14 protein-coding genes and 8 pseudogenes are annotated in these 24349 nt (G+C 67.6%); 10 read left to right on the top strand and 12 right to left on the bottom strand.

Annotation, left to right across the window (positions count from 1 at the left end; translation table 11 throughout):
• Positions 1 to 155 precede the first annotated feature (155 nt).
• Together ABZT06_RS03230 and ABZT06_RS03225 are read left to right on the top strand one after the other, a co-directional pair.
• Positions 156 to 1406 carry an MFS transporter gene (locus ABZT06_RS03230; RefSeq protein WP_355733966.1) on the top strand — a complete coding sequence of 417 codons (1251 nt, stop codon included), beginning with the start codon at positions 156 to 158 and terminating at the stop codon, positions 1404 to 1406.
• 295 nt (positions 1407 to 1701) lie between these two features.
• Positions 1702 to 1909: pseudogene (locus tag ABZT06_RS03225) on the top strand (IS5/IS1182 family transposase); the annotation flags it as partial.
• Positions 1910 to 1930: 21 nt separating this feature from the next.
• Here the strand turns inward: ABZT06_RS03225 and ABZT06_RS03220 are convergent.
• Positions 1931 to 2560 (bottom strand): TetR/AcrR family transcriptional regulator, encoded by a 630-nt coding sequence (locus tag ABZT06_RS03220; RefSeq protein WP_355733963.1) that lies wholly within the window; start codon positions 2558 to 2560, stop codon positions 1931 to 1933.
• Between the two features lie 73 nt (positions 2561 to 2633).
• Between ABZT06_RS03220 and ABZT06_RS03215 the strand changes: the two genes are divergently transcribed.
• Positions 2634 to 3614, top strand: a complete 981-nt coding sequence (locus tag ABZT06_RS03215) for an amidohydrolase family protein (RefSeq protein WP_355733961.1) — start codon at positions 2634 to 2636, stop codon at positions 3612 to 3614.
• Here ABZT06_RS03215 and ABZT06_RS03210 read toward each other — a convergent pair.
• Positions 3615 to 3815, bottom strand: a pseudogene (locus tag ABZT06_RS03210) (IS5/IS1182 family transposase); the annotation flags it as partial. It lies immediately after the preceding gene.
• 317 nt (positions 3816 to 4132) lie between these two features.
• Between ABZT06_RS03210 and ABZT06_RS03205 the strand changes: the two are divergent.
• Complete coding sequence (locus ABZT06_RS03205; protein WP_355733957.1) at positions 4133 to 4516, top strand: hypothetical protein; 384 nt, start codon at positions 4133 to 4135, stop codon at positions 4514 to 4516.
• A gap of 94 nt (positions 4517 to 4610) precedes the next feature.
• On the opposite strand, the gene ABZT06_RS03200 is transcribed toward ABZT06_RS03205, so the two are convergent.
• From ABZT06_RS03200 to ABZT06_RS03180, 5 genes and pseudogenes are all read right to left on the bottom strand, one after another.
• Complete coding sequence (locus ABZT06_RS03200; RefSeq protein ID WP_355733954.1) at positions 4611 to 6563, bottom strand: alpha-L-fucosidase; 1953 nt, start codon at positions 6561 to 6563, stop codon at positions 4611 to 4613.
• Positions 6564 to 6624: 61 nt separating this feature from the next.
• Positions 6625 to 7023, bottom strand: a pseudogene (locus ABZT06_RS03195) (AbfB domain-containing protein); the annotation flags it as partial.
• A pseudogene (locus ABZT06_RS03190) lies at positions 7023 to 7648 on the bottom strand (beta-L-arabinofuranosidase domain-containing protein); the annotation flags it as partial. The pseudogenes ABZT06_RS03190 and ABZT06_RS03195, both read right to left, overlap by 1 nt.
• Before the next feature lie 131 nt (positions 7649 to 7779).
• Positions 7780 to 9834: a family 43 glycosylhydrolase gene (locus tag ABZT06_RS03185; protein WP_355733952.1), complete on the bottom strand. Its 2055-nt coding sequence runs from the start codon at positions 9832 to 9834 to the stop codon at positions 7780 to 7782.
• A gap of 334 nt (positions 9835 to 10168) precedes the next feature.
• Complete coding sequence (locus tag ABZT06_RS03180) at positions 10169 to 10966, bottom strand: FCD domain-containing protein (protein WP_355733950.1); 798 nt, start codon at positions 10964 to 10966, stop codon at positions 10169 to 10171.
• Positions 10967 to 11504: 538 nt separating this feature from the next.
• On the opposite strand from ABZT06_RS03180, the pseudogene ABZT06_RS03175 reads away from it, so the two are divergent.
• From ABZT06_RS03175 to ABZT06_RS03155, 5 genes and pseudogenes are all read left to right on the top strand, one after another.
• Positions 11505 to 11960, top strand: a pseudogene (locus ABZT06_RS03175) (aldo/keto reductase); the annotation flags it as partial.
• Positions 11961 to 12204: 244 nt separating this feature from the next.
• Entirely contained in the window at positions 12205 to 15315 is a 3111-nt protein-coding gene (locus ABZT06_RS03170; RefSeq protein WP_355733947.1) for an RICIN domain-containing protein, read from the top strand.
• A gap of 303 nt (positions 15316 to 15618) precedes the next feature.
• Positions 15619 to 17832, top strand: coding sequence for an autotransporter (locus ABZT06_RS03165; RefSeq protein ID WP_355733944.1), 2214 nt, complete (start codon positions 15619 to 15621; stop codon positions 17830 to 17832).
• A 79-nt stretch (positions 17833 to 17911) separates the two neighbouring features.
• Entirely contained in the window at positions 17912 to 18334 is a 423-nt protein-coding gene (locus ABZT06_RS03160) for a hypothetical protein (RefSeq protein ID WP_355734113.1), read from the top strand.
• Positions 18298 to 18682: pseudogene (locus tag ABZT06_RS03155) on the top strand (two-component sensor histidine kinase); the annotation flags it as partial. The gene ABZT06_RS03160 and the pseudogene ABZT06_RS03155, both read left to right, overlap by 37 nt.
• 1011 nt (positions 18683 to 19693) lie before the next feature.
• On the opposite strand, the pseudogene ABZT06_RS03150 reads toward ABZT06_RS03155, so the two are convergent.
• From ABZT06_RS03150 to ABZT06_RS03130, 5 genes and pseudogenes are all read right to left on the bottom strand, one after another.
• Positions 19694 to 19855, bottom strand: a pseudogene (locus tag ABZT06_RS03150) (pirin family protein); the annotation flags it as partial.
• Between the two features lie 198 nt (positions 19856 to 20053).
• Entirely contained in the window at positions 20054 to 20575 is a 522-nt protein-coding gene (locus tag ABZT06_RS03145; RefSeq protein WP_355734102.1) for a transposase, read from the bottom strand.
• On the bottom strand, positions 20572 to 20859 hold the full coding sequence (locus tag ABZT06_RS03140) for a winged helix-turn-helix domain-containing protein (protein ID WP_355733943.1): 288 nt from the start codon (positions 20857 to 20859) through the stop codon (positions 20572 to 20574). Before ABZT06_RS03140 ends, ABZT06_RS03145 begins: the two co-directional genes overlap by 4 nt.
• Positions 20822 to 21202: a helix-turn-helix domain-containing protein gene (locus ABZT06_RS03135; protein WP_355733940.1), complete on the bottom strand. Its 381-nt coding sequence runs from the start codon at positions 21200 to 21202 to the stop codon at positions 20822 to 20824. The genes ABZT06_RS03140 and ABZT06_RS03135 overlap by 38 nt, the downstream gene beginning before the upstream one ends.
• Positions 21203 to 21264: 62 nt before the next feature.
• Positions 21265 to 21546: a hypothetical protein gene (locus ABZT06_RS03130; protein WP_355733937.1), complete on the bottom strand. Its 282-nt coding sequence runs from the start codon at positions 21544 to 21546 to the stop codon at positions 21265 to 21267.
• A 1385-nt stretch (positions 21547 to 22931) separates the two neighbouring features.
• On the opposite strand from ABZT06_RS03130, the pseudogene aspA reads away from it, so the two are divergent.
• A pseudogene (gene aspA / locus ABZT06_RS03125) lies at positions 22932 to 24343 on the top strand (aspartate ammonia-lyase).
• Positions 24344 to 24349 lie beyond the last annotated feature (6 nt).

Below are 24349 nucleotides of genomic sequence, written 5' to 3'. Positions count from 1 at the left end.
CGCGTTGTGGCCCCCGAAGTCCCCTGTACGGCCTCTCGTGTCCTGAGGCTGCCCCCGGCGCCTGGCTACGGTTTCCGCAACCCGCACGGCATTCGCCCCGCTGGTCCTCGACTTGCTCAGTCCGGCCCACACAGGAACGAAGGCGAGACCACATCATGTCCTGCACTGCTCCGATCCGGGTGAGGGCCGGGCACCCGGTCTCCAAGACCGGCGCCCGAAGGGGCGCGATCCTCGCGTTCGCCGCGCAAGGTGTGTCCGTCGCCGCCGTCTACACGACCGTCCCTGCCGTCACCGAACACCTGAAACTGGCTCCGCTCGTGACGACCACCCTGATGGTCGCGGTGGCGCTGACGGCTGGGGGCGGCAGCTTCCTGGGGCTGGCCGCGATCCGCCACGCCGGTCCCGTCGCCACGATGCGCGGGGCCCTGCTGACGGCCGCCGCCGCGCTGGTTCTGATCGGGTGGGCCCCCGGCGAGGCGACCGCCATCTGCGCGTACATCGTCTTCGGGCTTGCAGTCGGCGCCCTGGACGTCGGCGTCAACACCCGGGCAGCGGCGATCGAGCGCGCCTACGGCCGCAGCGTCTTCGGCTCCTTCTACACGGCATGGAGCGTGGGCGGCGTGGTCGCGGCCCTGCTCACGGCCGGGGCCGCCCGGCTGGAGTGGCCCGTGGCCGCTGGCCTGAGCGTGCAGGCCGGCATCGTGCTGCTCCTCGCCGTCTGCGTGCGCACGCATGCCCTGCCCTCTTCCTCCGCGGGGCCGTCGGACAGCCCCGCGCAGCCGCCGCTGGGGCGCAGTCTGTGGATCCGGCTCATCCCGTTCGGCCTGGTCCTCCTGGTCGTCTACGTCGTAGACTCCACCGTCTCGGCCTGGTCGGCGGTCTACCTGCGCCGGACCCTCGCCGCATCCCTCACAGTCGCCCCGCTGGCGTATGCGGCCTACCAGGCCGGCACAGTCCTCGGTCGTCTCGCCACGGACAAACTCGTGCAACGGTTCGGAGGGGCCGCCGTTGTACGCACCGCTGCCCTGCTCGTCGCGGGTGCCCTGGCGGGCATGGCCACGGCGCCGAGCTGGCCGTTCGCCGTTCTCGCGGCCGGGGTGGTGGGCCTGGGGGCGTCCGTGCTGGCTCCGCTGTGCCTGGCCTCCGCCGCGTGGCTGCGTCCTGCGGCCTCGGAGGCGGTCCTGGCACGCCTGAACCTCTTCAACTACGCCGGTGTCCTCACCGGTGGCGCGGTGAGTGGGCTCCTCGGCTCCACCGGCCGGTTCCGTCTCGCCTACGCGGCACCGGCCGCCCTGGCGGTTCTTGTCCTGGCCGCAGGCCGCCACTTCACCCAGCAGCCTCCACGCCCGGCCAGAGCGGAGCATTCCCCTCCCTTCGACCGGGCGGACCCTCAGCCACTGGGCTGAGCGGCCCCACACCGGGTGCCCGACGAGAAGCTCGGCCGCCGTCTGTCCGGACACGCCGGCGCGCGGATGCTTCCCTCGGGCAGCTCGATCTCGGCACCTCGAAGGACAGGCCTCCCAGGCTCACTTGGACCACGGCGTGGACCTGCGCACCGGGACCGGGGCGAGGTCGTCCCCGGCGGGGTGCGCCTCGACGACGGCAGCATGGTGCAGGCCGAAACGGTGCTGGTGGCCCGTCGACTCCCGGCCCGGCACCGAGTGGCTGATCTGCAGCGGGGTGCGCCTGGACGGTGGGACAGCACCGGTCCAGGCAAGTCGGAGGTGGCACGTCGAACGCACCCACGCCGGGCAGAACGCCTTCCACCGCCTCGCTCGGTGTTACGAGCGCCGTGCTACGGCAGTCGATGCCTTCATCGATCTCGCCGACACCGTCATCACCGTCCGTGGCATTCCGTCAGGCATGGACGACTTACCGCTGGGACGAACGCCCGAACCGCCGTCCATGAGCACACACCTGCCTGCGTTCTCTACGGGTGTCCGGCATCACTCGCGAATCCGGCCAGCACGAGCGCGATTGCGGCGTCCACCTCGGCCGTGAACGCCCCGTGCGGCGCAGCCTCTTGGGAGAGCCGTCGCATGACTGCGCCCTGGAAGACGTCGTAGAGCACGTCCACGGTCAGGGCGGGATCGGCAGAGGGCGTCGGTCCGTTGTCCGGCCGTTCCCGTAGGCAGTCACGCAGCCAGTCGCGCAGTTCCGTGGAAAGCTGCGAGCGGTGGGGCGGTACGCCCTGTCCGCGCAGCAGTCCGGTTGTCATCTGCCGGGTCTCGTCCCAGTCCCGCTCCGCCCTCAGGGCCAGCTCGTGGAAATATGCGCGCACCCGGTCTGCGGCAGAGGTGATGCGGTCGGCGTCCCGGATCAGGGCGAAGACCGACTCCCCGACTCGTACGGCCCACTCGGTGGCGATGTCCGACTTCGCGGGGAAGTGATTGAACGCGGTCCGCCGGGCCACGCCGGCCTCTGCCGCGATCTCGTCCATCGTGGCGGCGTCGTAGCCGCGCGAAGCGAACACCTTGATCGCTGCCGCATAGACGCGCTCCCGGTTGGCCTGGGCGTTGCGCGTCCTCCCGTCCTGCTTCTCATCCTGCGTCTGCCTCATGTGGGCATTGTTGCACTCTGGTGCAATCATCAAGCTTGTTGCACCCAAGTGCAATTTGATGCGAGGAGAAATCATGAACAAGATCAACGACTGGGTGGACATGCATGCACATTTCACCCCGCCGACCACGACAGAGGCCCGTGAGGCCCAGTGGCGTCAGCTGAGGGACACACACCTCCTGGCGCCCGAGCCCCACCACTGGCAACCCGAGACGACGCTCGCCACGATGGATCGCCTCGGTATCGCCACGCAGATGCTCAGCCCGGCACTGCCGGTCGATGCCCCACTGCCGCAACTGCGCGCCTGGAACGACTACGGCGCCCAGCTCGTCGCCGACCACCCCGGCCGCTTCGGCCTGCTCGCCGTCCTGCCCACCGACGACCCGGACGCGGCTCTGGCCGAGATCGCGCGTGGCGACACGGAGACACACCCCGACGGCTACATGCTGTTCACCCGCCGGGCAGGTGTCCCACTCGGGGACCCACGTCTGGCGCCGATGTGGGAGGAGCTCGACCGACGCTCGGCCGTGCTGTTCGTCCATCCGAGCCCCGTACCGCCCGCGTTCCGGCAGACCGCCGTCCTGGTCGAATTTCCCTTCGAGACCACCCGGACCGTCGTGGACCTGCTCTACACAGGATTCTTCCGCCGGTACCCCCGCCTCACGGTCGTCCTCGCCCACTGCGGCGGCGCCCTGCCCGCACTCTCCGGCCGCCTCGGGCTGCTCGGGGCGGAGGAGTATGTGTTCAACCCACTGGGCCTGACCGCCGATGACATCCGCACCGACCTGGCGAAGCTCTACCTCGACACCGCCGCGGCCGGCACAGACGCCAACCTCGCCGCAGCAGTCACGATGGTGCCCCGCGACCACATCGTTTACGGCGCCGACGCCGGAGTCCCCTGCTCGAACGAGAACAACATGAAACGCAACATCGACGCGCTCCGGAACTCCCACGTCCTCACACCGCAAGAAGTCGACGCACTCGGCCACCGAGCTTTCGACCTCTTCCCCGCAGCCGCACAACGCCACCGCGACGCCGTCGCAGCAGCAGACTGAGAGGCCGACGATGCGGTCGTAGGACTCCAGCGCGATCTGCTGGAACTCGGCGAAGCCGCCGAGTCGGATCCACTCGTCGCGACAGTTGCGGATCGTGGTGGCCGAGCAGGTCGCGTCGGCGACCGCCTGGTAGGAGCAGCCGAATCGCAGGAGTTGCAGCATCTTGTCGAAGACGACCCGGTCGCTGATACGTGGGCGATGGCCGGTCACGGATCGGGCCAGAATCGACTCTGGGGAGTCCCTGGGGAGAAGAGATGCGGGTGATCTCGTCTACCTGCCTCTATTACGCCTCTGACCAGGGCTTCCACCCTCCTGAAGCCGCTGGGGAGCATCCGGGGAGATTCGGCTGACGGCACAGGCCCTGTACCAGCAACTGCGGCGCCATCCCGATCCCCGCCAAGCATCTCGCCGGTGTCCGTTACCGCATCCGCGATGGACAACGGACAGTGACATTGGCTCCACGATTGGAGCCGCAAGCCCCCACCCCTCTGCGGCCGCCATAATGGATGCATGGCCGCATGGCCTCCCACCCGCAGCACACCGGACCCGGTACGAGGAAGCTTCCGAGTGCAGACGCCGAGGATCCTGCGCTGTACCGGGAAGAGTTCCGGCGCCGCCTGCCGGAATCACTGGACAATCTGCGCGGGCCGAACCATGGTGTCGTGGAGCTGCCGCTGCACCTGGCCTGGTCCGGGATGACCTCGTACGACCTCTCCAATCCTCGCCGGCGCATGGGCCTGTACCGCACCATCCTGCACGAGGGCCTGCACGACGATCTGCCCCGCTGCCTCAACCAAGACCTGCTCCTCCAACTGGGGCCGGTGCTGCGCACCCTCGTCGGTCGCACCGTGCGCCCTGTGTGGGAGGACGCCTTCCCCGAGCTCGCCTCCCGCACCCGGTGAGCGGGAGCGGGTCAAGATGTAGACGAGGAGATCGGAGCGCCGGGCCCCGATGGTGGACGGCACTCAAGGCGCGCCCACCATCGGGATGGGAAGGTCACAGGGCGATGATCCGCCACTGCTGGCTCGCCAGTGACGCGTACGGCTGTTGCTCGATGACGGCTCCGTCGACAGTGCTGCCTTCGTCGACGGCCAGGCAGAGCCCGCTGTAGCGGTTGATGAGGAAGTAGTAACCGTCCTCGGTGGGCGTGACCGCCCAGTGCTGCTGGGGGGCGTCGCCGTCGGACCAGATGCCGACGCCGCCACCGTCGGCGCGGGAGAGACCCGAGATCTCCATCAGCTTGCCGCTGCCCACACCCTTGAGCTCGTAGTAGCCGTCGCCGGTACCGGCGAAGGTCCACTTCTGGTTGGTCTTGTCGTGCCATGGCCACTGAAGGACGGGAGTGTTGTTCGCGGTGGCCGCGCCCTTCACGTCGGCGACCTTGCCGCTGTGCCGGGCGACGAGCCGGTAGACGGTGCCGTCGCCGGGCAAGGTGCCGGACACCCGTGCAGGCTTGGCCGTCCGGCCGCCGATCCGCACGCCGCCCACGTTGACGTAGCCACCGGTGGCCGCGTTGACCTTGATCCGCACGAAGCCGGTGTTCCGGGCGGGCCATTCGGCCACCTTGGTGGCGCGGTCGCCGGCCCAGTTTCCGGTGGCGACCTGGGTGAACTCCTTGCCGTCGGTGCTGGTGGAGATGGTGTACGAGGTGATGTCGCCGTCGGTGGTGTTCGAGCGGGCCCACTGCTTGGGCAGGTACTCCAGGGTGGAGACGTTGCTCCACACCCCGCCGAGGTCGATCGTGATCGCGTGCGGCAGGGCCGGTGAAAGTCCCCAAGTCGACCAGCAGGTCTCGTAGTTCCTGTCGCTCAGCCCGTCGATGGCGTGGAGCGGCCCCTCGCCGTCCCGGAACCCCGTCGCGTAGGCACTGACCGGCGTCACCGGGTGCTCTGCACGCGGCATCTGCCTCGGCAGCGGGGGCCTGGAGGTGTCGGGGCTCCAGGCGGCCCCGACCTCGGCGAGCCGGTTGACGATGTTGGTGTCCAGCTTGCCTTCCCGGTTGGGCGGGCAGTTGAGGATGAATGAGGTGTACTTCGGTTCCAGGTCCGCCAGGTGGGACAGGATCGCGGCCTTGCTCATCGGGTCGTCGGTCGCCGTCGACGGATGCCAGAACCAGCCTCTGCTGATCGTCTGGCCCTGGGTGGCGGCGTAGGTGTTTCCGGCCGGTGAGGTGAGGCCGCCCGGCTCCTCGAAGTAGATCGCGTCGCCGATGAAGGGTTCCACGATACCGCCGTGGTCAATCATGACGATGTCCGGCTGAAGGGACTTCACGTGCTCGCGGATCCGCTGGTAGGAGACGGCCTGCTGGCCCATCTGCCAGGCGTAGCCGTCGGTGACGAACAGGTCGATGGTGCCGTAGTTGGTGAGCAGTTCGGTGATCTGACCGAGGATGAAGTCCATGTCGCTGGGCTGGATGGCGTCGGTGATCTCAAGACCGGACACCTTGTGCCGGCTCTCCCACGCCTCGACGCCGTAGGTGCGGTCCCATATCGAGTAGTAGAACCCGACCCTCAGCCCCTTCGCGCGGAAAGCGTCGGAGTACGCCTTCACCACGTCGTGCTTGTAGCCGCTGTTCGCGACGTTCTGGGTGCCGTGGGCGCTCGGCCACAGGGCGAAGCCGTCATGGTGCTTGGTGGTCAGAAGGCCGTAGCTCATCTTCGCCGCCGCGGCTGCGGCAGCCCACTGGGCGCAGTCCACGGTAGGGGGAGCGAACTTGGCGGGGCTCTGGTTCGGCGCCGCCCACTCCTCGTCGGTGAAGGTGCCGAGGCTGAAGTGATTGAACATGCCGAAGCGCATGTTCGCCAGCTTCTCCAGGTTGGTCTGCGGGTCTGCGGCGGCGGCCTGCGCCACAAGGGGCGCGAACGCGGGCATCATCGGCAGCGCGGTCGCCGCGGCGGCGGCACCCGCGGCACCCAGCAGGGTGCGGCGGGACAGTCTTCCTGATGACATGTGTGTACTCCAATGTTCGAGTAGTTGATGTTCGGTGCGGCGCGGCTGAGCGGCGGTCGTCTCAGTACCCGAGGGCGAAGGTGGCGTCAGCCCGGCCGACGGCGGTGGAGATCGGGTCGATGCGCAGTGCGTAGTCGTAGTGCCGGATGTAGCGGTCCGGGTGGCTGTGGGAGCGGAACGACGACCAGGCCGAGTCGGCGAGCCCGGCGGTCTTGTGGAAGGTGGCGTCCTGGGCGAAGCGCGGGGTGCCGTCGTTGACGCCGAGGCGGAGCCGGTAGTCGACGTGCCGCAGGTAGCGGGTGTGGTGGTTGACGGACTGGAAGGAGACGCCGGAGGCGTCTGCCAGGCCCGGCACCAGCTTCCACTGCGAGTCGGTGTAGGGGTCGAAGGGGTACTGGTCGATGCGGCCGAGGTAGTCGGCGTGCCGCCAGAACCGGTCCGGGTAGTTGTAGGACTTCAGTGGCACTCGCGGGCCGCCCCGATCCACTTGGGTACCTGGGTGTTGGCGTGCAGTCCGCTGAGTGTGTCCTGGTTGATGCGAGGGGGTCGAACACCGCGGCGTGTTCCAACCGTTGGGCGACGGTGAGCCAGCGCGCGTCACCGGTCCGCAGGTGCAGATCGGTCAGTACGGCGTTCATGCCGCCGAACTCGGTCGCCAGCATGGTCTGCATTTGAGCACCGCTCAGCCTGCTCGTGCGCCGGTCGACCAGTCCCGCCAGGGCGAGCAGCACGTCCCTCGCTTCCGTACTGCCGATGTGGCGCCACACGTCGAGGAGGCCGGCGAGGGTCTTGTGGACGGTGTAGTACGGCACGTTGCCGTTGGTCAGGGTCCGTTGCTCGAGTGCGGTGAAGTCGGACTCGGGACAGCCGGAGAGATACCCGGCGCCGAAACCCGCTGCCCTGTTGTTGGCCTGGCATTTCGCCAACTCCCCAACCATGTGCGTCGCCTTGTCCCGGCAGACCGTGTCCCCGGTCACGGCGTACAACTGGGCACACGCGGTGAGGAAGTGGCCTTGGACGTGGGTGCGGAACGGGAACGTCGGTGCGTCCCAACCGGCGTTGGCGGCAGCGCCGTTGGTGGACAGCGCCGTCTGCTGACTGAGTAAGACATCTTGCACCTTTCGGTGACGAGAGACTGCTTCACTGGTCATTGCTGTGCCGACTCGCGAAGGCCGCGGAGGCGGGCGGGCTCCCCCGGCCTCGCCTCACAGGGCTCCTAGCCGGTGACGCGCCGGAAGGTCCATCGCTGGTTGGAGCTGCCGACGTCGCGGTACTGGATCAGTACGGTGCCGTCGGCCGTACTGCCTGCCTTGACGTCGAGCACCTTGCCGCTGTTGCGGTTGGCCAGGACGAATGCGCCACCGGTCTGCGGGTTCAACTGCCACTGCTGGCTCGTGCGGCCGTCGGCCGTCGCCTGCACGACCGGCGCACCGTCGGCCAGGGACGACCCCGCCACGTCGAGCACCTTGCCGCTGCGGACGCAGGTGATGGTGTGGTAGCCGTCTGCCGTGGACTGGAAGGTCCAGTGCTGGTTCGATCCGCCGGTGGCGGGCCACTGGATCACGGCGGCGCCGTCGGCGTTCGTGGCGCCGGATACGTCGACGACCTTGCCGCTGCGTACGCTGACGCACGTATAGGGCCTGGTGGGGGCGATGGCGTACTGCACCGAGTCGATGTCTACGTAGCCGGTGCCGTTCGGGTTGTAGGTGTAGAGGCCGACCCTGTCACCGCGGTAACCGCCCCAGCTGAGTTGGTAGGTGCCACCGAACGTCGTGAACGCGTATCCGTCGAGGCTGTAGGAGAAGCTGCTGACTCCGTTCACATCCCAAGTGGTGCGCAGCCACACGGAGTTCTGCGCGATCACTGGGCCATCGGTCAGGCTGCCGCCGACGTTGTGCGTGAGCGTGGTGGTGGCCCCGGAGCGCCGGACACCCAACCCGGCGTAGGTGGCCGCGTAGTGGCACAGTCCGGCGTGCTGGCCCTCGGCGAGGCCGGCCAGTTCGAGGCGGACGGTGACCGTCGCCCCGCCCGTCGTGCGCAGCACCCGTTGAGTGAGGGTGTTTCCCACCTTGGTCAGGTTGTCGCCCACCAGCGGCGCGAACGCTTTCAACCGCAGACAGCCGGGGCGTTCGGTCAACGACCAGTGGTCCGCGCGCGGTTGGTAGTACCACTCCCACTGCGGCTTGAGGCGGGTGTCGGTGAACAGATCGCTGGTCACGACGGAGGGTAGCGCGTCCACCGGCAGACCAGAGGTGCCGCCTGCGGGTACATGGCCCGTCCACACCATGGTGCCGATGCCGTCCGCGCCCACCGTGCCGAGGATCGGCCAACCGTCCACCCAGGTCACCGGCAGCAGGGACAGTGGACGCCCCTCCCAGTCACCGTGGCCGTGATGCGTCACGAAGTACCAGGAGCCGTCCGGGGCTTGTACCAGGCCGCCCTGGTTGGGCTCGCGGTCCACCGAGGCGTCGACATGCTCCAACTGACGGGTCTCGAACGGGCCGTAGAGGCTGGAGCGACGGTTCATCATGAGCACCCGGCCCTCCGGCTTCACCTCGCTGTAGAGGTGGTAGTAGAGACCGTTGATCTTGTACAGCTTGTTGGCCTCGCTGCCCGGAGACTGGTGGATGACGGTGGACGGGCCGGCCAGAGACTTCCCGTCCGCGGACAGCTTGAACAGGTGGATCTTGTAGCTGTCCGAGTAGTGCGTGGTGACCAGGTAGCCCTGGCCGTCGTCGTCCCAGAAGGGGCACGGGTCGTCCCAGCCGGACGTCCGCCACACTGCCGTCAACGGCTCCCAGGGGCCGGTCGGGGACGGGGCCGACGTCATGAAGAAGCCTTCATCGGGGGTGTTGAAGTACACCCAGTAGCGCCCCGCGTGGTGACGGATGGCCCCGGCCCATACCCCGCGCCCGTAGCGGTTCATGCGGTCCCATTTCAACTCCGGCCCGATGGTCGTGAGTTCATCGACTGCGCCACCGAGCGTCCGCCAGTTGACCAGGTCCTTCGAGTGCAGGACGGCCACCCCGGGCGAATACCCGAACGTGCTGGTGATGCCGTAGTAGTCGGCGCCGACGCGGATGCAGTCCCAGTCGCTGAAGTCGCCGGGGAGGATGGGGTTGGCGTAGGTTCCGTCGCCCTGGTCGCCCCACGTCCCGAGGGGAGGTGTGGGTGTCGCCGCCGCCCTGCTGGGCGGCATCAGGCCCGGCAGGAGGAGGGATCCGGTGCCGACCGTGGCGAGTCGGCCCAGCTGTCGTCTGGTGATGTCCACGACCTGTCCTTCGTCGGAAGTCATCGTGTGGGGGCGGTTCTTCGACGCGGAACGCGTGCCGTGCGCAGATGCGGGGAGCGGCGGCTCCGGCACTGCCAATGACCGATATCTCGAACATCGATCGGTTTGTCGGACGCGGTCGGCGCCGAACGTAAGCGCGGTCACGTCCGGAAGTCAACGGCCGTGACAGAACGGCGCTTTCGTCTGCATGCCGACGGGAAACGCGCCAGGAGGGAATCCCGTCGGAAACATTGACGGAACCACGGCTCACACCTATCTTCTGCGCGCGGCACCTGGCGCCGCCCCGCACGCCACGTCGCAGCCCTGAGCGGCGCTACCCGAACAGCCGTCGCTGGATCTCGCGGCGGTAGACCTCCAGGGTTCTGTCGAGGTGTGCCGCGGTGGCCTGCGCCGCCTCCTCTGGGCGGCCGTCACGGATGGCCCGGTAGATCGCCTCGTGTTCCTCGACTGCCAACTCGGTGTTCTCTCCGAGGGTGTTATGGATTCCGATGGCACTGGACTGGCGCTGCAGACGGCGCGCGTCGCGCACGGCGCTGACGAGGAAGGTGTTGTGCGAGGCGACGGACACGGCCGTGTGGAAGTCGTCGTCCGCCTGGTTGAACACGTCGACCTGGTGGTGGACGAACCCGTGGCGGCACTGCTCCACGGCCACCTCGATGGTGCGCAGTTCCGAAGGGGTGGCGCGGGTGGCCGCCAGACTGCTGGCGGACATCTCCTGAACCCTGCGGAACTCGAACAGCATCAGCACGTGGTCGATGTCGACGGGGCGGAAGAAGCCACCCCAGCGGCTGGTGATGAGCATGCCTTCGTCCTCCGCGGCGAACAGGCCCCGCCCCTTGTGGGCCCGCACACGGCCCAGCGCCGAAAGGATCTTCACGGCCTCCCGCACCACAGCCCTGCTGGTCCCCAGCATCTGGGCCAGGTCGATCTCCGTGGGAAGCCGGGCCCCTACCTCAAGCCCCTCCTCGGCGATGTACTCGAGGATCCGTTCCGCCGCGATCTCATACCCGGGACGGTAGCCCCGCCGCTCGCCCGAGCCGTTCTCCACCGCGGGTGCAGCGGGAAGGGCCGGAGTCGGCACTGCCGTCTCGATCGCTGGCATGTCGTTCATCTGCACTCCCTCTCGGACGGCTGCGGCGAACGCGACTCGCTGCTGTAAGGCGACAGCATTGTAATTTGAGTCCCCGATGAGTCGTACTTATCAATTCCCGCGCATGGGACGCAGAGTCCGAAACGCAGAGAGATGGGCACCCTTTCCCGGTCATAAGCCTGCATAACTCTCACGACACCACCTCAGATTCATGAAGGATCGCCGCACACACCTTGACGAGACCCCAGATAAGGCGGCTAATTTCTTCCCAACTGGCAGCGGGCAGCCGCCCGCCGTGTCGTCGGCCCGTCCGGGCGCCGCCCCCGATCTGCTCGGGACACCCCGCAATCCCAGTGGAGTCACTCATGGCCGTCGTCAAGCCCGTGTCCCGCCCGAAGAGAGCCCTCAGCAAAGAACGTACGGCGTTGCTGACCGGCTGCGCCGCCACGTGGTGTTGACCCTGGCAGCCTGCGGCGGAGGCAGTGCGGGAACGAGCACCAAGGACGGCTTCGCCCAAGTGCCGCAAAAGGACGGCACGTTGACGGTCTGGGTGGACACGAACCAGTCGGCCATGCTCGCCCGCTTCCTGCGCGAGACCCCGGCCGACGTGGTGATGCCGGCCGGGCGCTACACCCTCCTCGACCAGTCGGCGCTGGACGACGTCCTGCCCGCCGCACACGATCTCGGCAAGAGCGTGGTAGCCGTCGGCGTCTTCACCTCCGGCTTGCTCTCACGGGAGTGGCCCACCGAAGGCATGAAGTACGACTACCAGGCGGCCCCAGCGGTGCTGGTCGCCTGTGCCCGGGCGATCGCCGAGGTCTGCAAGCAGTACGGCACCAGCCTTCCCGCCGCCGCTCTCGCCTTCCCGGCCACTCACCGCAGCATCGTCAACGTCACCGTGGGCATGCGCGACCGCGCACAAGTGACTCGGGACACGGAACTTCGGCCAAGCACTGTACCCCAGGCGCTCTGGGACGACCTCCGATGCCAGGGGCTGATCAGACCTGACACCCCCGTCACCAGCTGGATCCACGGCGCCGCCGTCAGCCCGGCGTCCGATGGAGACTCCGCGGCGCCTGTCGACGGCATGCGAAGGGGAAGCGCCCGTCGTCGGTGACCGACGCTTCTCGGCCCTCGGGACGCTCACGGGCCGACGGCGATGAAGAGCCGCTTCCCCTCACACCGACCACATCTTGGAGCCGCCATATGAAGACTTTCCGAACCGTCCGAACTGTCCCAACTGGCAGGAGGGGCAGACGATGAAGCCCCTCAGGTCCACCTTCCGCACCTCGTCAGCACTCCTTGCGGCTGCTCTCTCCGCGGCGCTGCTGACATCCCTCACGACGTCGCCCCCGGCCTCGGCCGCGCCCCAGGCCACCTACTACGTCGCCCCTGGCGGCAACGACACCAACGCCGGGACCATCACCGCACCGTTCAAGACGCTCCAGCACGCACGCGACGTCGTTCGCACGGTCAACAAGAACATGACCGGAGACATCAACGTGTATCTGCGCGGCGGCAGTTACCCGGTGAGCAGCACGATCGATTTCACGTCGGCGGACTCCGGAACGAACGGTCACCATGTCACGTACGCCGCCTACCCGGGCGAGAAGCCGGTACTGGACGGCGGCGTCAAGGTCACCGGCTGGACACGACACAGCGGCAACATCTGGAAGGCCCCGCTGGACCGCGACGACAAGCTCCGCGCGCTCTACGTGAACGGCAAACGCGCCCAGATGGCATCGAAGACGATCAACTCGGCTGGGTGTTACGGGAGTTACTCGATCACGGCCGGCCAGGCACCCTGGGCCTGGGAGTCGGGGTCGCAGTGCGACGGAGCCAAGTACGGCCTCTCGGATCTGCCCGCCGTCGCCTCCAACCAGGACGACGTCGAGATCAAGTCGGCGACGACCTGGACCACGGCCATCGTGGGCGTCCGCCAGATCACCACGAGTACGGACGGTACCCAGCGCGTGGCCCTGTTCCAGCAGCCGGGCGCGGCCATCGCCCAGGGCCCGCCCAACGGCAACTTCAACCCCGGCGGCAGCCACACCTTCATGAACGCGTACGAATTCCTGGACCAGCCGGGGGAGTTCTACTTCGACAAGGCGAAGCACACGCTGTATTACGACAAGCCCGACTCGGAAGACATGTCGTCGGCGCAGGTCTTCGCGCCGACCGGAGTGTCCACTCTCATCAAGATCGCCGGCACGTCCACGACCGACCACGCGCGGAACATCACCTTCTCCGGGCTCACGGTCGAACACTCCGACTGGAACCTGGTCAAGGTCGCGGGCTCCGTCTTCCGGCAGGGCCAGCAGGGCAACGCCGGCTCGACCGTGTACGCCAAGAAGAACTTCCACGCCTACACCTACCGCAACGTCGACCTGCCACCCGGGGCCGTCGAGATCGAGAACGCCGACGGGATCGTCCTTGTGCGCAACACCGTGCAGCACGCCGGCGCTGACGGCATCCACCTGGTCAACGACGTGAAGGACTCGCAGTTGACCGGCAACATCACGAACGACATCGCCGGCTCCGCCATCACCGTGGGACATCCCCAGCACGTGTACATCGGGGACCACACCTCGACCAACAACGAGAAGTACCCGGTGAACGTCGAGGGCGTCTGCAAGAACATCTCCGTCGCGAACAACTACCTCTACGACAGCGCGGTGTTGTTCCAGGGGTCCAGCCCCGTCTCGGCGTACTTCGCCGATTCCCTGTCCGTGCAGCACAACCGGATCGAGAAATCCCCGTGGGCGGGCATCACGCTCGGCTGGGGATGGTGGAACTTCGACGGTTCGGAGAACTCGATCCGCCCCGGTGTCCCAACCACCACGGCGAAGAACAACACCATCAGCCACAACCAGATCGTCGACACGATGCAGGTGCTCGGCGACTCCGCTCCCATCTACACCCTGGGCAGCCAGCCGGGCACCGAGATCAGCGACAACTACATCCAGGGCGTTCCAGCGGGCCACAAGTACGGACTCCACCCCGACGAAGGCTCCGCGTACATCAACGAGCACGACAACGTGCTCGACGTCGACCCGGGCCTGGCGTACACCATCAACTCCGGCACCTGGGGCCGACAGCACGACCTGAACATCACCAACACCTACGGCACCGTCAACAAGATGGCCAACAAGAACGTCCCGAACAGTACGATCGAGGACGTCCACGCGTACGCGGACAACGTCTGGCCTTCGCAGGCGTACGCCATCACTGTGAACTCCGGTCCGCAGGACGCCTACAAGGACATCGTCCCCTCAAACAGGGTGGCTCTGCAGGACTACGCCCTGCCCGCGAGCACCTTCACCGGCAAGGGCGTGTCATCCATCCCCGTCCGCACCGTCGGTGACGCGACGAGGACGCTCTGGCTGGCTCCCTCCGGGACGACGAAGTTCGCCGTCGGCCCCACGATGACGAAGGCGACCGGAACCGCCACGACCATCGGGGTCCCGCCGACAGCCGGCGACTACCGGCTCTACGTCGTGGACGCCCAGGGGAATGCGTCACCCACGTCAAAGTCGCTCGTACGGCAGCGCTGGACCTACGCCGACGACAAGGACTCCAGCCTCACCTACTCCCCGGGCTGGTCGAACTGGAACGACACGCAGGACTTCAACGGGTCCGAGCGCTACACGAACAAGGCGGGCGACTACGTCCAGTACGCCTTCACGGGTACGGGCATTCGGTATCTCGGTATGAAGCAGCCGAACATGGGGAAGGTCGACGTCTACGTCGACGGCACTCTGGCGCAGTCGGGCATCGACGCCTATGCCCCGACGGTGACCAAGCAAGTGCCGCTGTTCGAGAAGGCAGATCTCGCCGCGGGCCCCCACACGATCAAGGTCGTCTGCACCGGCACCAAGAACGCGTCCTCTTCCAACACCGTCTGTGCTCTGGACGCGTTCGCCTCTCTCTCCTTCCCCGCCGCGAACACGTTCTACAAGATCCTCAACAAGAACAGCGGCAAGGCGATCGACGTCTCCGGCGGATCGACCTCCGCGGGGGCGAACATCATCCAGTGGAACGACACCGGGGCGCCGAACCAGCGGTGGCGGTGGGTCGCGGTGGGTGATGGCACGTATGAGATCGTCAACCTGAACAGCGGTCAGCTGCTGGACGTCACCGGCGGGTCCGCCGCGGACGGTGCGACCGTCATCCAGCAGCCCGACCACAACAGTGCGAGCCAGCACTGGAGGCCGGTCGCCAACGAAAACGGCTCCTACGAGATGAAAAACGCGAACAGCGGCAAGCTCCTCGCGGTGTCCGGCTCGTCGACGGCCGCAGGCGCGCAGCTCGTGCAGACGACGGACACGAACGCCGGCAGTCAGCTGTGGCAGGTCATGGACGTGGACTGACGCGGGACGGGCCCCGCATGGGCGTGGCCCGTCACTGAGACCAGCATCAACTGCGCCAAAAAAGGCAAGAAGTTCACGAACGCCACACGCATTGACCCCCACCTCCCCCAGTGCCACAATCGGGGGCTTCGACCAGCCAGCCGTACACCGTCCGGTATTTCGAACCTATTGGTGCCGTGTCCGTGCACGCGAACAACCGAGGCGAGGAGCCTGGCCGCGCCAGGCTCCTCGCCGGTGCGGCCCGGATCACCGGAACCAGCTGGTCCCCCGGTCGCCCCCACCCCGCTCACCGGAGTCACGTCCATGCGCAATCCCCCGATTCACCTGCCCACCGCCGAGGGACCCGCCCACCGCCGCTGCTCCCGACGCGCCGCGCTGCCCGCCGCGCTGGGGCTCCTGGCCTCGCTGACGCCGTGGCACAGCGCGTACGCGGCAGGCGGCAGCGGTGACATCACCGCCGAGATCCTGGCGGGCCGCGATGTGACGCTGACCGGCGACGCCCTGGTGCGTGTCCCGTCGGGGACCACGACATACCCGGGCGTCATCAGCGGCGAGGGCACACTGCGCATCGGCGGCACCGGCACCCTGATCCTCACCAGGGACAGCGACTTCACCCTGCCCAAGGCGCGGCAGCGGCAGTCGGCGAAGGTTCAGGGCGGCAACCATCCGTACGTCACCGTCGACCAGCCCGACCCGCCCGCCGTCACCGTCGAACGAGGTGCCACGCTGCAGTACGGGACGGGCGGCGGAACCGGGCTGATCGGCCGCTTCCCGTACAACACCCCCGGTTTCGCGCTCAACCAGGACAACATCCGCGTCGACGGCACCCTGCGCCTTTCGCTGACACGGACCTTCAACCTGGGCACCCTCAGCGGCGCGGGCCTGATCACCCAGCCCCGCGGCATGTGGGGCAAGCTCCAGCTGGCCGGGACCCATCCGTTCTCGGGCGTGATCGACAACGGCACGCAGATGGACGCCGGGGCACCCGAGTTCCCGGTCTCGCTACCGAACGCCCACGCCATCCTCAACCAGGGCACCTGGACCGTCGACACCCCGTTGAACCACACGATCACGCTGCGGCAGAACTTCTACCAGCGCGAGTACGGCAGCGACATCAACGTCCAGTCCCGGCCCGGCAGCAAGGTGATCCTGACCGGTCAGTACAGCCACAGCGACCAGGGCGGCGACACCGACCCCACCCTCAGCGACCCGGACATCAACTGGCGTCCGGTACCGAAGAACATCAACAAGCGCGGCACCAACATCAAGGGCGCGAACGTCCAGTGGGGCGACGGCACCACCGACAAGATCTTCATGCCCGGCACCGCGCAGACCGTCTACATCAATCTGCTGGCGGCCAGGTCCCGCTCCACGCTCGCCTTCGTCTACAACGGCCCGGTGACACTCGGCGCCCCGATCGGCGGCGGCAGGTTCCACGACACCCTCTCCGCCCCGGGCCAGGGCGACATCGTCATCAAGGGCGTACACGGCAACGACGTCACCTTCGCGGCCGTCCAGCACTACAACGGCTCCACGACGATCGAGAAGGGCGCCACCCTCCGACTCGGCAGCGGAAAGGCCGGCGGAGACGGAGGGCTGCTGACGGACGCGCCCCTGTACCGGGTCGTCAACAACGGCTCCCTGATAACCCAGAACGCCACCACGCCCCTCACCCTGTCGAAGATCAGCGGCAGCGGCTCCTTCACCCAGGTAGGCGCGGCCACCACCAGCCTGACCGGAGCACTCTCCTACACCGGGCCGACGAAGGTCACCAAGGGCACCCTCGCCCTCACCGGCGCCGACAGCAGCCTGAAATCGAGCAGCGCGGTGCTGCTCGCCGCGGCGGGCACGAAGCTGGACCTGACCAAGGCCGGTGACCAGACACTGCGGAACGTAGCTCTGGCGAAGGGCGCCACGGTCCGCTACGGCAAAGAGGCGAAGCTGACCGTCGCCGACACGGCCGCGTCCGGCGACCTCTCCGGTTCCTTCCAGGGCGGCGAGCTGCGGGCCACCGGAAGCATGACCGGGGCCTTCACCGTCAAGGGCGACTACACCCAGGCCCGCCAGGCGCGACTCACCGTCCGGGCCGACGGCAAGCCGCTCCACGTCACCGGCAAGGTGACACTCGCCGGACACCTGCACGTCGACCCGAAGGCGAAGGCGCCCACGAGCGGCACCGAGACGGTACTCGTCTCCAACTCCGGCTCCGACAAGATCTCCGGCACCTTCACCGGGCTCGCAGAAGGCGCGAAGGTCACCGTGCTCGGCACCGAGTACGCCCTCACGTACAAGGGCGGCGACGGCAACGACGTGGCACTGGCCCGCACCAAGTCCTCCGGAACACCTGCTGGCGCCGTCGAGGGAGCACCGCGGAACACCCCCAACTCCTCCGCCGGCACCTCCTTCCCCTGGCGCACCACCACCCTGGCCGCCACCCTCCCCCTCGCGGCACTCGCCCTGCTCTTCGCCGCCCGACGCCGCCGAGGCAGCCGTCGCGGCAGTCACCGGGCCCCCTGACAGCCGGGCCGCGGGTCCGCCTCACCACTCCCGCCCATGAGCCCGGACGAAACTCCTCTCCCCCCACAAGGAGGCGTACATGGCTCACCACAACAAACACCGCATAAGCCGCCGCAGGATCCTGCAACTGACCGCAGGGCCGGCAGCGTCCGGGGCCGTGGGCGGCGAGGTCAGCGCCCACGGCGCGCCGGACACCTTCACGCATCCCGGGATGCTGCACAACGAGGGTGATCTGAACCGTGCCCGCGCCCGGGTGGCCGCGGGCAACGACCCGTGGCTGGCCGGCTGGAGCCGGCTGACCGCCAACGCGCACTCCGCGTCGACCCGGGTGCCCAACCCGCAGGTGTTCGTCTCTGGCAGTGTCTCCGTCCGCAGGCTGCCGGAGACGTCACCGCGTCCCACCGACGCCAGCAGGCCCTCGCCCAGGCGAAACTGCCTTGCCGCCACGGGCGTACCGGACAGAACACTCCCCAGCCCACCCTCGCCGACCTCAAGCAGCTGATCGCCAACAGCGGCATCGAGACCACCTTGACGGGCGAACTCCCGCCCCACATCAGCACCACGGCCCAGCGCACCATCTACCGCACGGTCCAAGAGGCTCTCACCAACGTGCGCGCACACGCCCCCGGCGCCCGTGCCGAGGTCCGCCTGTGGCACGACGCGCAGCACTTCGGCGTCACCGTCACCAACACCGCCCTCACCCGCCCGTCCGTCCCGCTGCCCCAGCGCCCACCACGGCCTGATCGGTCTCAAAGAACGCGCCGAACTCCTCGACGGCAGCCTCACCGCTGAGCCCACCCCGCAAGGCGGATTCAAAGTCGATCTACGGGCCCCCGCCCGGCCCGCCTGAGCACGCACCAGCGTCACAGACCCCCAAGGCCCAGCCCTGCTCGCGTACCTGGCGGAACATCTGACCACCGCTCCAGAACGCCTGACGCCCCATCAGGACGAGCGTCAAATGAGCGTCACGAGCGTCATTTTCCAAGCCCAACACCCGCGGCCCACCTGGCACATAGAGTGACAACGCGGGGCAGCCCTGAGCCGCGCCCCAATGCCCGCAGCACAGTGCCAGCTGGGTAGAATCTGGGGAGAATCCAGCCCGCTGGGGAGCGCCTGGGGAGAATCGGGCGCACAAAGCTGCGCGACCGTGAAAGATCCAGAAGGGTACACCAGCGCAGGTCAGGGTGCATTCGGAACACGAACCACCAGGTCAGCCGGAAGAGGAAGAGGACTTCACGAAGATCTCTTCGCCTCTGCGTGCGCGAATCTCATCGGTCTGCCACAGCCACTGTCCGCCCGATCGGACCCGCCTGACGATCAAGATCCGGACCAGGCGCGGGCCAAAGTTCAGTACTTACCCTTTACGCCAGGCATTCGCGCTGGTCAGGGCACTGCCTATGGTGTACCACAGCAGACGAAGAACCTGCCGGTGCCTATCCAGCCCAGCGCACGTCGCATCGGACGAAAAGTGAGTGCGAGGTGAGCAGTCACGACATCTGGCCTTGTCGACTCTCCACAAAGCGACAGCGCAAGGCCCGTAGATCCGCACCAGCGCCAGCCTCAATCACGCGTCAGGTCAGCATTCACCTGGCCCGCACCGAACCGCAAAGCCCTGCCCAAGCGGCTGGGCTTCGAATGGAACCTCTTCAACATCGCCTGACGGAGCATCAGAAAAGTCAGCAAAAGTCAGCAAGAGGTCTGCCACAACCGCTCACAGACGGCCACACCGTGGACTCGCCGCCCGCACCGGCCCAGACGGCAGCGCGGTCGACCACCCTCCAGCAAGCGGTCGACCGGCTAAGGGATTGCCCGGCCGCGCCCCACTCGACAGCGCCGCCAACACACCAGACATCCCCGCAGGTCAACGCACTCTTCCCCGTGGTTTCAACGGCACGGGCGGCAGTTCCGGAGCGGGTAGCGGGTCGCCGTCATACCCCTTCACCTCACCGAACCGTGTACCTTCCATCCAGTCCTGACGGGCCTGTACGATCTCTTCTTGGGACCGTCCGATCCAGTTCCAGAACCATTGCATCACTCGACGTTTCCGCAGGTCAGAAGCGTGCGAGTTCCTCAAAGTCAGCAAGAGTCAGCATCCGGGCGTTCAAATACGGTCACATGAACCTAGCTTTGCTCGTTCCAGAGAACCGGGATTTGGATTTGCCCGGTGGCAGACTGCGGACGATGCCGACGACTGCGGCTTCGTCCCGTAGACGCTCGATCTCTAGAGGTCGAGCCCGGTCTTGACGATGAGGCCTTCGATGAGGTGGGGCCGGTACTGCATCCGTTTCAGCCGGGTCTTCAGCAGTGCGGTGAGGTGGTCGAGGCTGTGTTTGGTGAGGTTGGCCAGGGATCTCTTCAGGTGCGACCACACGCCCTCGACCGGGTTGAACTCCGGTGCGTACGGCGGCAGCTGGTAGACGGTCAGCCATAATCGCGCCGCGATCAGCCGTCGCATTGTGCGGCTGCTGTGGGTGTTCAAATTGTCCCAGACCAAGACGATGGGGCCGCCGAGCTGCTGGTGTGCGGCATCGAGCAGGCGGGCGTAGTCGGTCTCGGTGAAGCTCTTGCGCCGGCCTTTGGCGGGGCCGCGGTCCAGGTGGACTCGGTAGATCAGCCGTGGGCTGTGGCCGGCTTTCGTGCAGATCAGCGCCGCCATCGAGACCCGCTTGGTGCCCGCGGAAGTGGCCTTCACGACCGGAGTGCGGCCCCTGCGCCCCCAGGTGCGGCCCTTGAGCGGCCTCAGGCCCTGACCTGCCTCGTCCTCGAAGCAGAGCCAGGCGCCCAGGTCCGCCGCCCTCTTTTTATGACGGGCCACTGCTCGTCCTTCCACGCGGCGATCCTCGCCTCGTCCCGCTTGGTGGCCTTGCGGGCCGGGACCTGCACGCTCCAGCCGATGCGATGCAGCAGCAGATCCAGCCCAGCCAGGGTGTACTCGACACCGAAACGGCGGCGCACGATCTCGCCGATGCGGGCCAGCGTCCAGCACTGGTCACTCCAGCCCCACACGGCCGGACCCGCCTCCAGCACTGCCTCCAGAGCACGCAGCTGAACCGGCGCTGAGCTTGCAGCGGGCGCCACCGGGGCCTCTGGAGACCAGCGCCTGACGGCCGCCCGAGGCCAGGGCCCGACGCCAGCGGTTCGCCGACATCCGGATCACCCGGAACCGCCGTGCCACCTCCCGGTCACTGGCCCCCGCCTCGATCAAGTCAGCTGCCGCGAGCCGGACTTGCTCACGCCGATCGCGCTCCTCGGCCGTCAGCCCACCGCCATCGGGATACCTCACCCCTCCGGCATAGCGCGAACCACGACAACCGTCACGACCCCACGTAACCCGCACACTTAAAGATCTCAAGCAGGTCCTGGTACTCATGTCCGCGATGCGCGGTGAACTTGTTGACGTAGTGCACGGGGTTGAGGTCGACCACGTCCGGCTCAGCCCTTCTTGGCGCGGGCCTTGGCCGCCAGCAGGAGGTCGAGCAGGTCGAAGGCGTCGGATATCTCGCCGATCAGCTTCGCCTCCGCTTTCCACTCGTCGTCCAGTTGCTTGGTGAGCTTGCCGAGGGTGGTCATGCCCTCCTCGATCTCACTCTTCGCACCGAGGAGGGAGCCGAGGGCACCGAGCGCATCCAGGTCGTGCGAAGCCGATTTGAACTCCTGCAACGGCTTGGTCGTGTGATGTCCCACCGCCCGCAGCCCCGTCGCCGCCTTGTGCATGGACGCCGCTACCTTACCCAGGTCGACCACGCCACCCCGCCCCGTACTTCACTCTGTGCACATGCCAACGCCGCGACTGTAGCCAGCGCGCTTCATGAACAGATCGGGCGCGCGCCAAGGGGCGGCAAAGTGCCGCATTTCAGGGACCGCCCACCGATGCCTCAACAAGGACTAGGCTCCGCCGACCTTGGAGTAGGTCATGGTAGTGAGCAGTGAATGCGGAGTTGGCGGCAGCTGATCATCGACACGTGGGGTGCGCTGGCGTACAAGCCAGCGTTCCAGCAGGCGACCGAGGGACGCCCGACGCGGCTGCCCGGTCCCGCGGGTGCCTGCCCCATGGGTGCCGGAGCGTGCGTCACCGCCACGACGATGCGCCAGACGGGCGCGGCTCCCGACCGGTGCCCTGCCCGCAGGCTACGTGGCGGAAGGCCGTGCTGCTGGGCCTGTGCGAATTTGCGGCTTTTTCTCCAACGTCCGCGGAAGCGACGGGCCAGTTCGAGGCCGGTGGCCCGGCTCGCGGAGCGGGCTCACGAGCACGGCTCCACGTCTTGTGCTCCTGTTGGCCCATCGGCGACTTCCCTGGTGAGCCTCCGACGATTAAGCGGCGCGGAGACGTAGGCATCCCTGCCCGCTGTGGCCCGAGGGTGGATGGCAGCCGTCTCAAGACGCCGTGCAGGTGAAGCACTACATGGCCGTCACCGACCAGGCAGTCGGTGAACGGAAGGGTGTGGGACAGCAGGCGGGCAAAAACGTCGCAGGCCGCCCAGGCGTCCACCTTGTCGAGGCCGAGTCAGACGTGCAGCGTGCCGTCCTGAACCGTGCCCGCTGCTCAGCGCCCGCCTTACGGCGTCCGTCGCGTTTCGCCGGACTACGCTCGCGGCGTCGGGTGCGGGGTCTGCCCCTCCGGGCAGGACGGTGGCTCGCGAAGGGCTGGCCGGGCGCCGGCAGATCAGCCACCGCGGCCCAATGTCCTCGGCGGCGATGTAGTTCCTGGACGGAGCTGACGGAACCGCAGTAAAGCCGCCTTATAGGGCGACCTTATAAGGCACATCGGCATTGCGTCTTGGACGCGCTGCCCGGCCCGCTGCTGCAATCGGCCCTATGCCGAACCCAGAACCACCGCACCACCCTCATCCCCGGTGACGGCATCGGGACCGGGGGCCGAGGTCCTGCCGCGCGCCCGCTCCCAGCCGTTCGGCAGCGCCTACTGCAAGGCGAAGGAGAAGTCGTTCTGAGCCGATACCCACGGCGGTGACACTGCGCAGTATTCCGCCGCGTGATCGTGGGGTGTCCCCACTGCCCGGGCGTGTCGGCTCGCGCGCCCCCTTGCCACACCCCACGAACACGCCCGCCTGAACATGCTCCGAGAGAAGGCCCGGCCTGCCATGACCGCCGTAGCTCACCGCAGCGAGCACGACCTGCTCGGCCACCGCGACGTACCCGCCGAGGCGTACTGGGGCGTCCACACCCTGCGCGCCAGGGAGAACTTCGCCATCACGGGGACGCCGATCGCCGCCTACACGCATCTGATCGACGCTCTGGCCGCCGTGAAGGAGGCCGCCGCCCGGGCGAACGAGGAACTCGGCCTGCTGGAGCCGAGGAAGGCCGCTGCCATCGCGGAGGCGTGCCGGGAGATCCGGGACGGCAAGCTGCACGACCAGTTCGTCGTCGACGTCATCCAGGGCGGAGCCGGCACCTCGACCAACATGAATGCCAACGAGGTGATCGCCAACCGGGCGCTGGAGCTGCTGGGCCACGCCAGGGGGGAGTACGGATTCCTGCACCCGAATGAGGACGTCAACGTCGGCCAGTCCACCAACGACGTCTATCCGACCGCCGTCAAGATCGCGACGGTGTATGCGGTACGCGGGCTGCTGAAGGCGATGGCGGTGCTTCAGGACGCGTTCGCGGCCAAGGCGGTGGAGTTCCGTGACGTGCTGAAGATGGGTCGCACCCAGTTGCAGGACGCGGTGCCGATGACGCTGGGGCAGGAGTTCTCGGCGTACGCGGTCTTGCTGGAGGAGGACCGCAGCCGGCTGGCGGAGGCGGTGGAGCTGATCCACGAGATCAACCTGGGCGCCACGGCGATCGGCACCGGCCTCAACTCTCCTGCCGGGTACGCCGAGTCGGTGCGGCGCCACTTGTCGCAGATCACCGGGCTTTCACTGGTGACCGCGGTCAACCTGGTGGAGGCGACCCAGCACTGCGGAGCGTTCGTGCAGGTGTCCGGTGTGCTCAAGCGGATCGCGGTCAAGCTCTCCAAGAGCTGCAACGACCTGCGTCTTTTGTCGTCCGGGCCGCGCGCGGGTCTGAACGAGATCAACCTGCCGCCGGTTCAGGCCGGCTCCAGCATCATGCCCGGCAAGGTGAACCCGGTGATCCCCGAAGTCGTCAACCAGGTCGCCTTCGAGGTGATCGGCAACGACGTCACGATCACCATGGCCGCCGAGGCCGGGCAGCTCCAGCTGAACGCCTTCGAGCCGGTCATCCTGCACTCCCTCTCAAAGAGCATCACGCACCTTCAGCGCGCGTGCCTGGCCCTGACCGAGCGGTGCGTCGCAGGGATCACAGCCAACACCGAGGTGCTACGGGCGGCGGTGGAGAACTTTATCGGCCTGGTCACCGCCCTCAACCCGTACATCGGCTACGAGGCGGCCACCGGCATCGCCAAGGAGGCCCTCGCCACTGGATGCGGCGTCGCCGAACTCGTACTCGACAAGGGCTTGCTCCCGCCGACACCCTCGCCCAGCTGCTCTGTCCCGAGACCATCGCGGGGCCCGGTCAAGCCCTGACGTGACGTGAT

The organism is Streptomyces sp. NPDC005483, from assembly GCF_040606035.1.
GTDB lineage: Bacteria > Actinomycetota > Actinomycetes > Streptomycetales > Streptomycetaceae > Streptomyces.
This window is presented reverse-complemented; position numbering and strand designations above follow the sequence as displayed.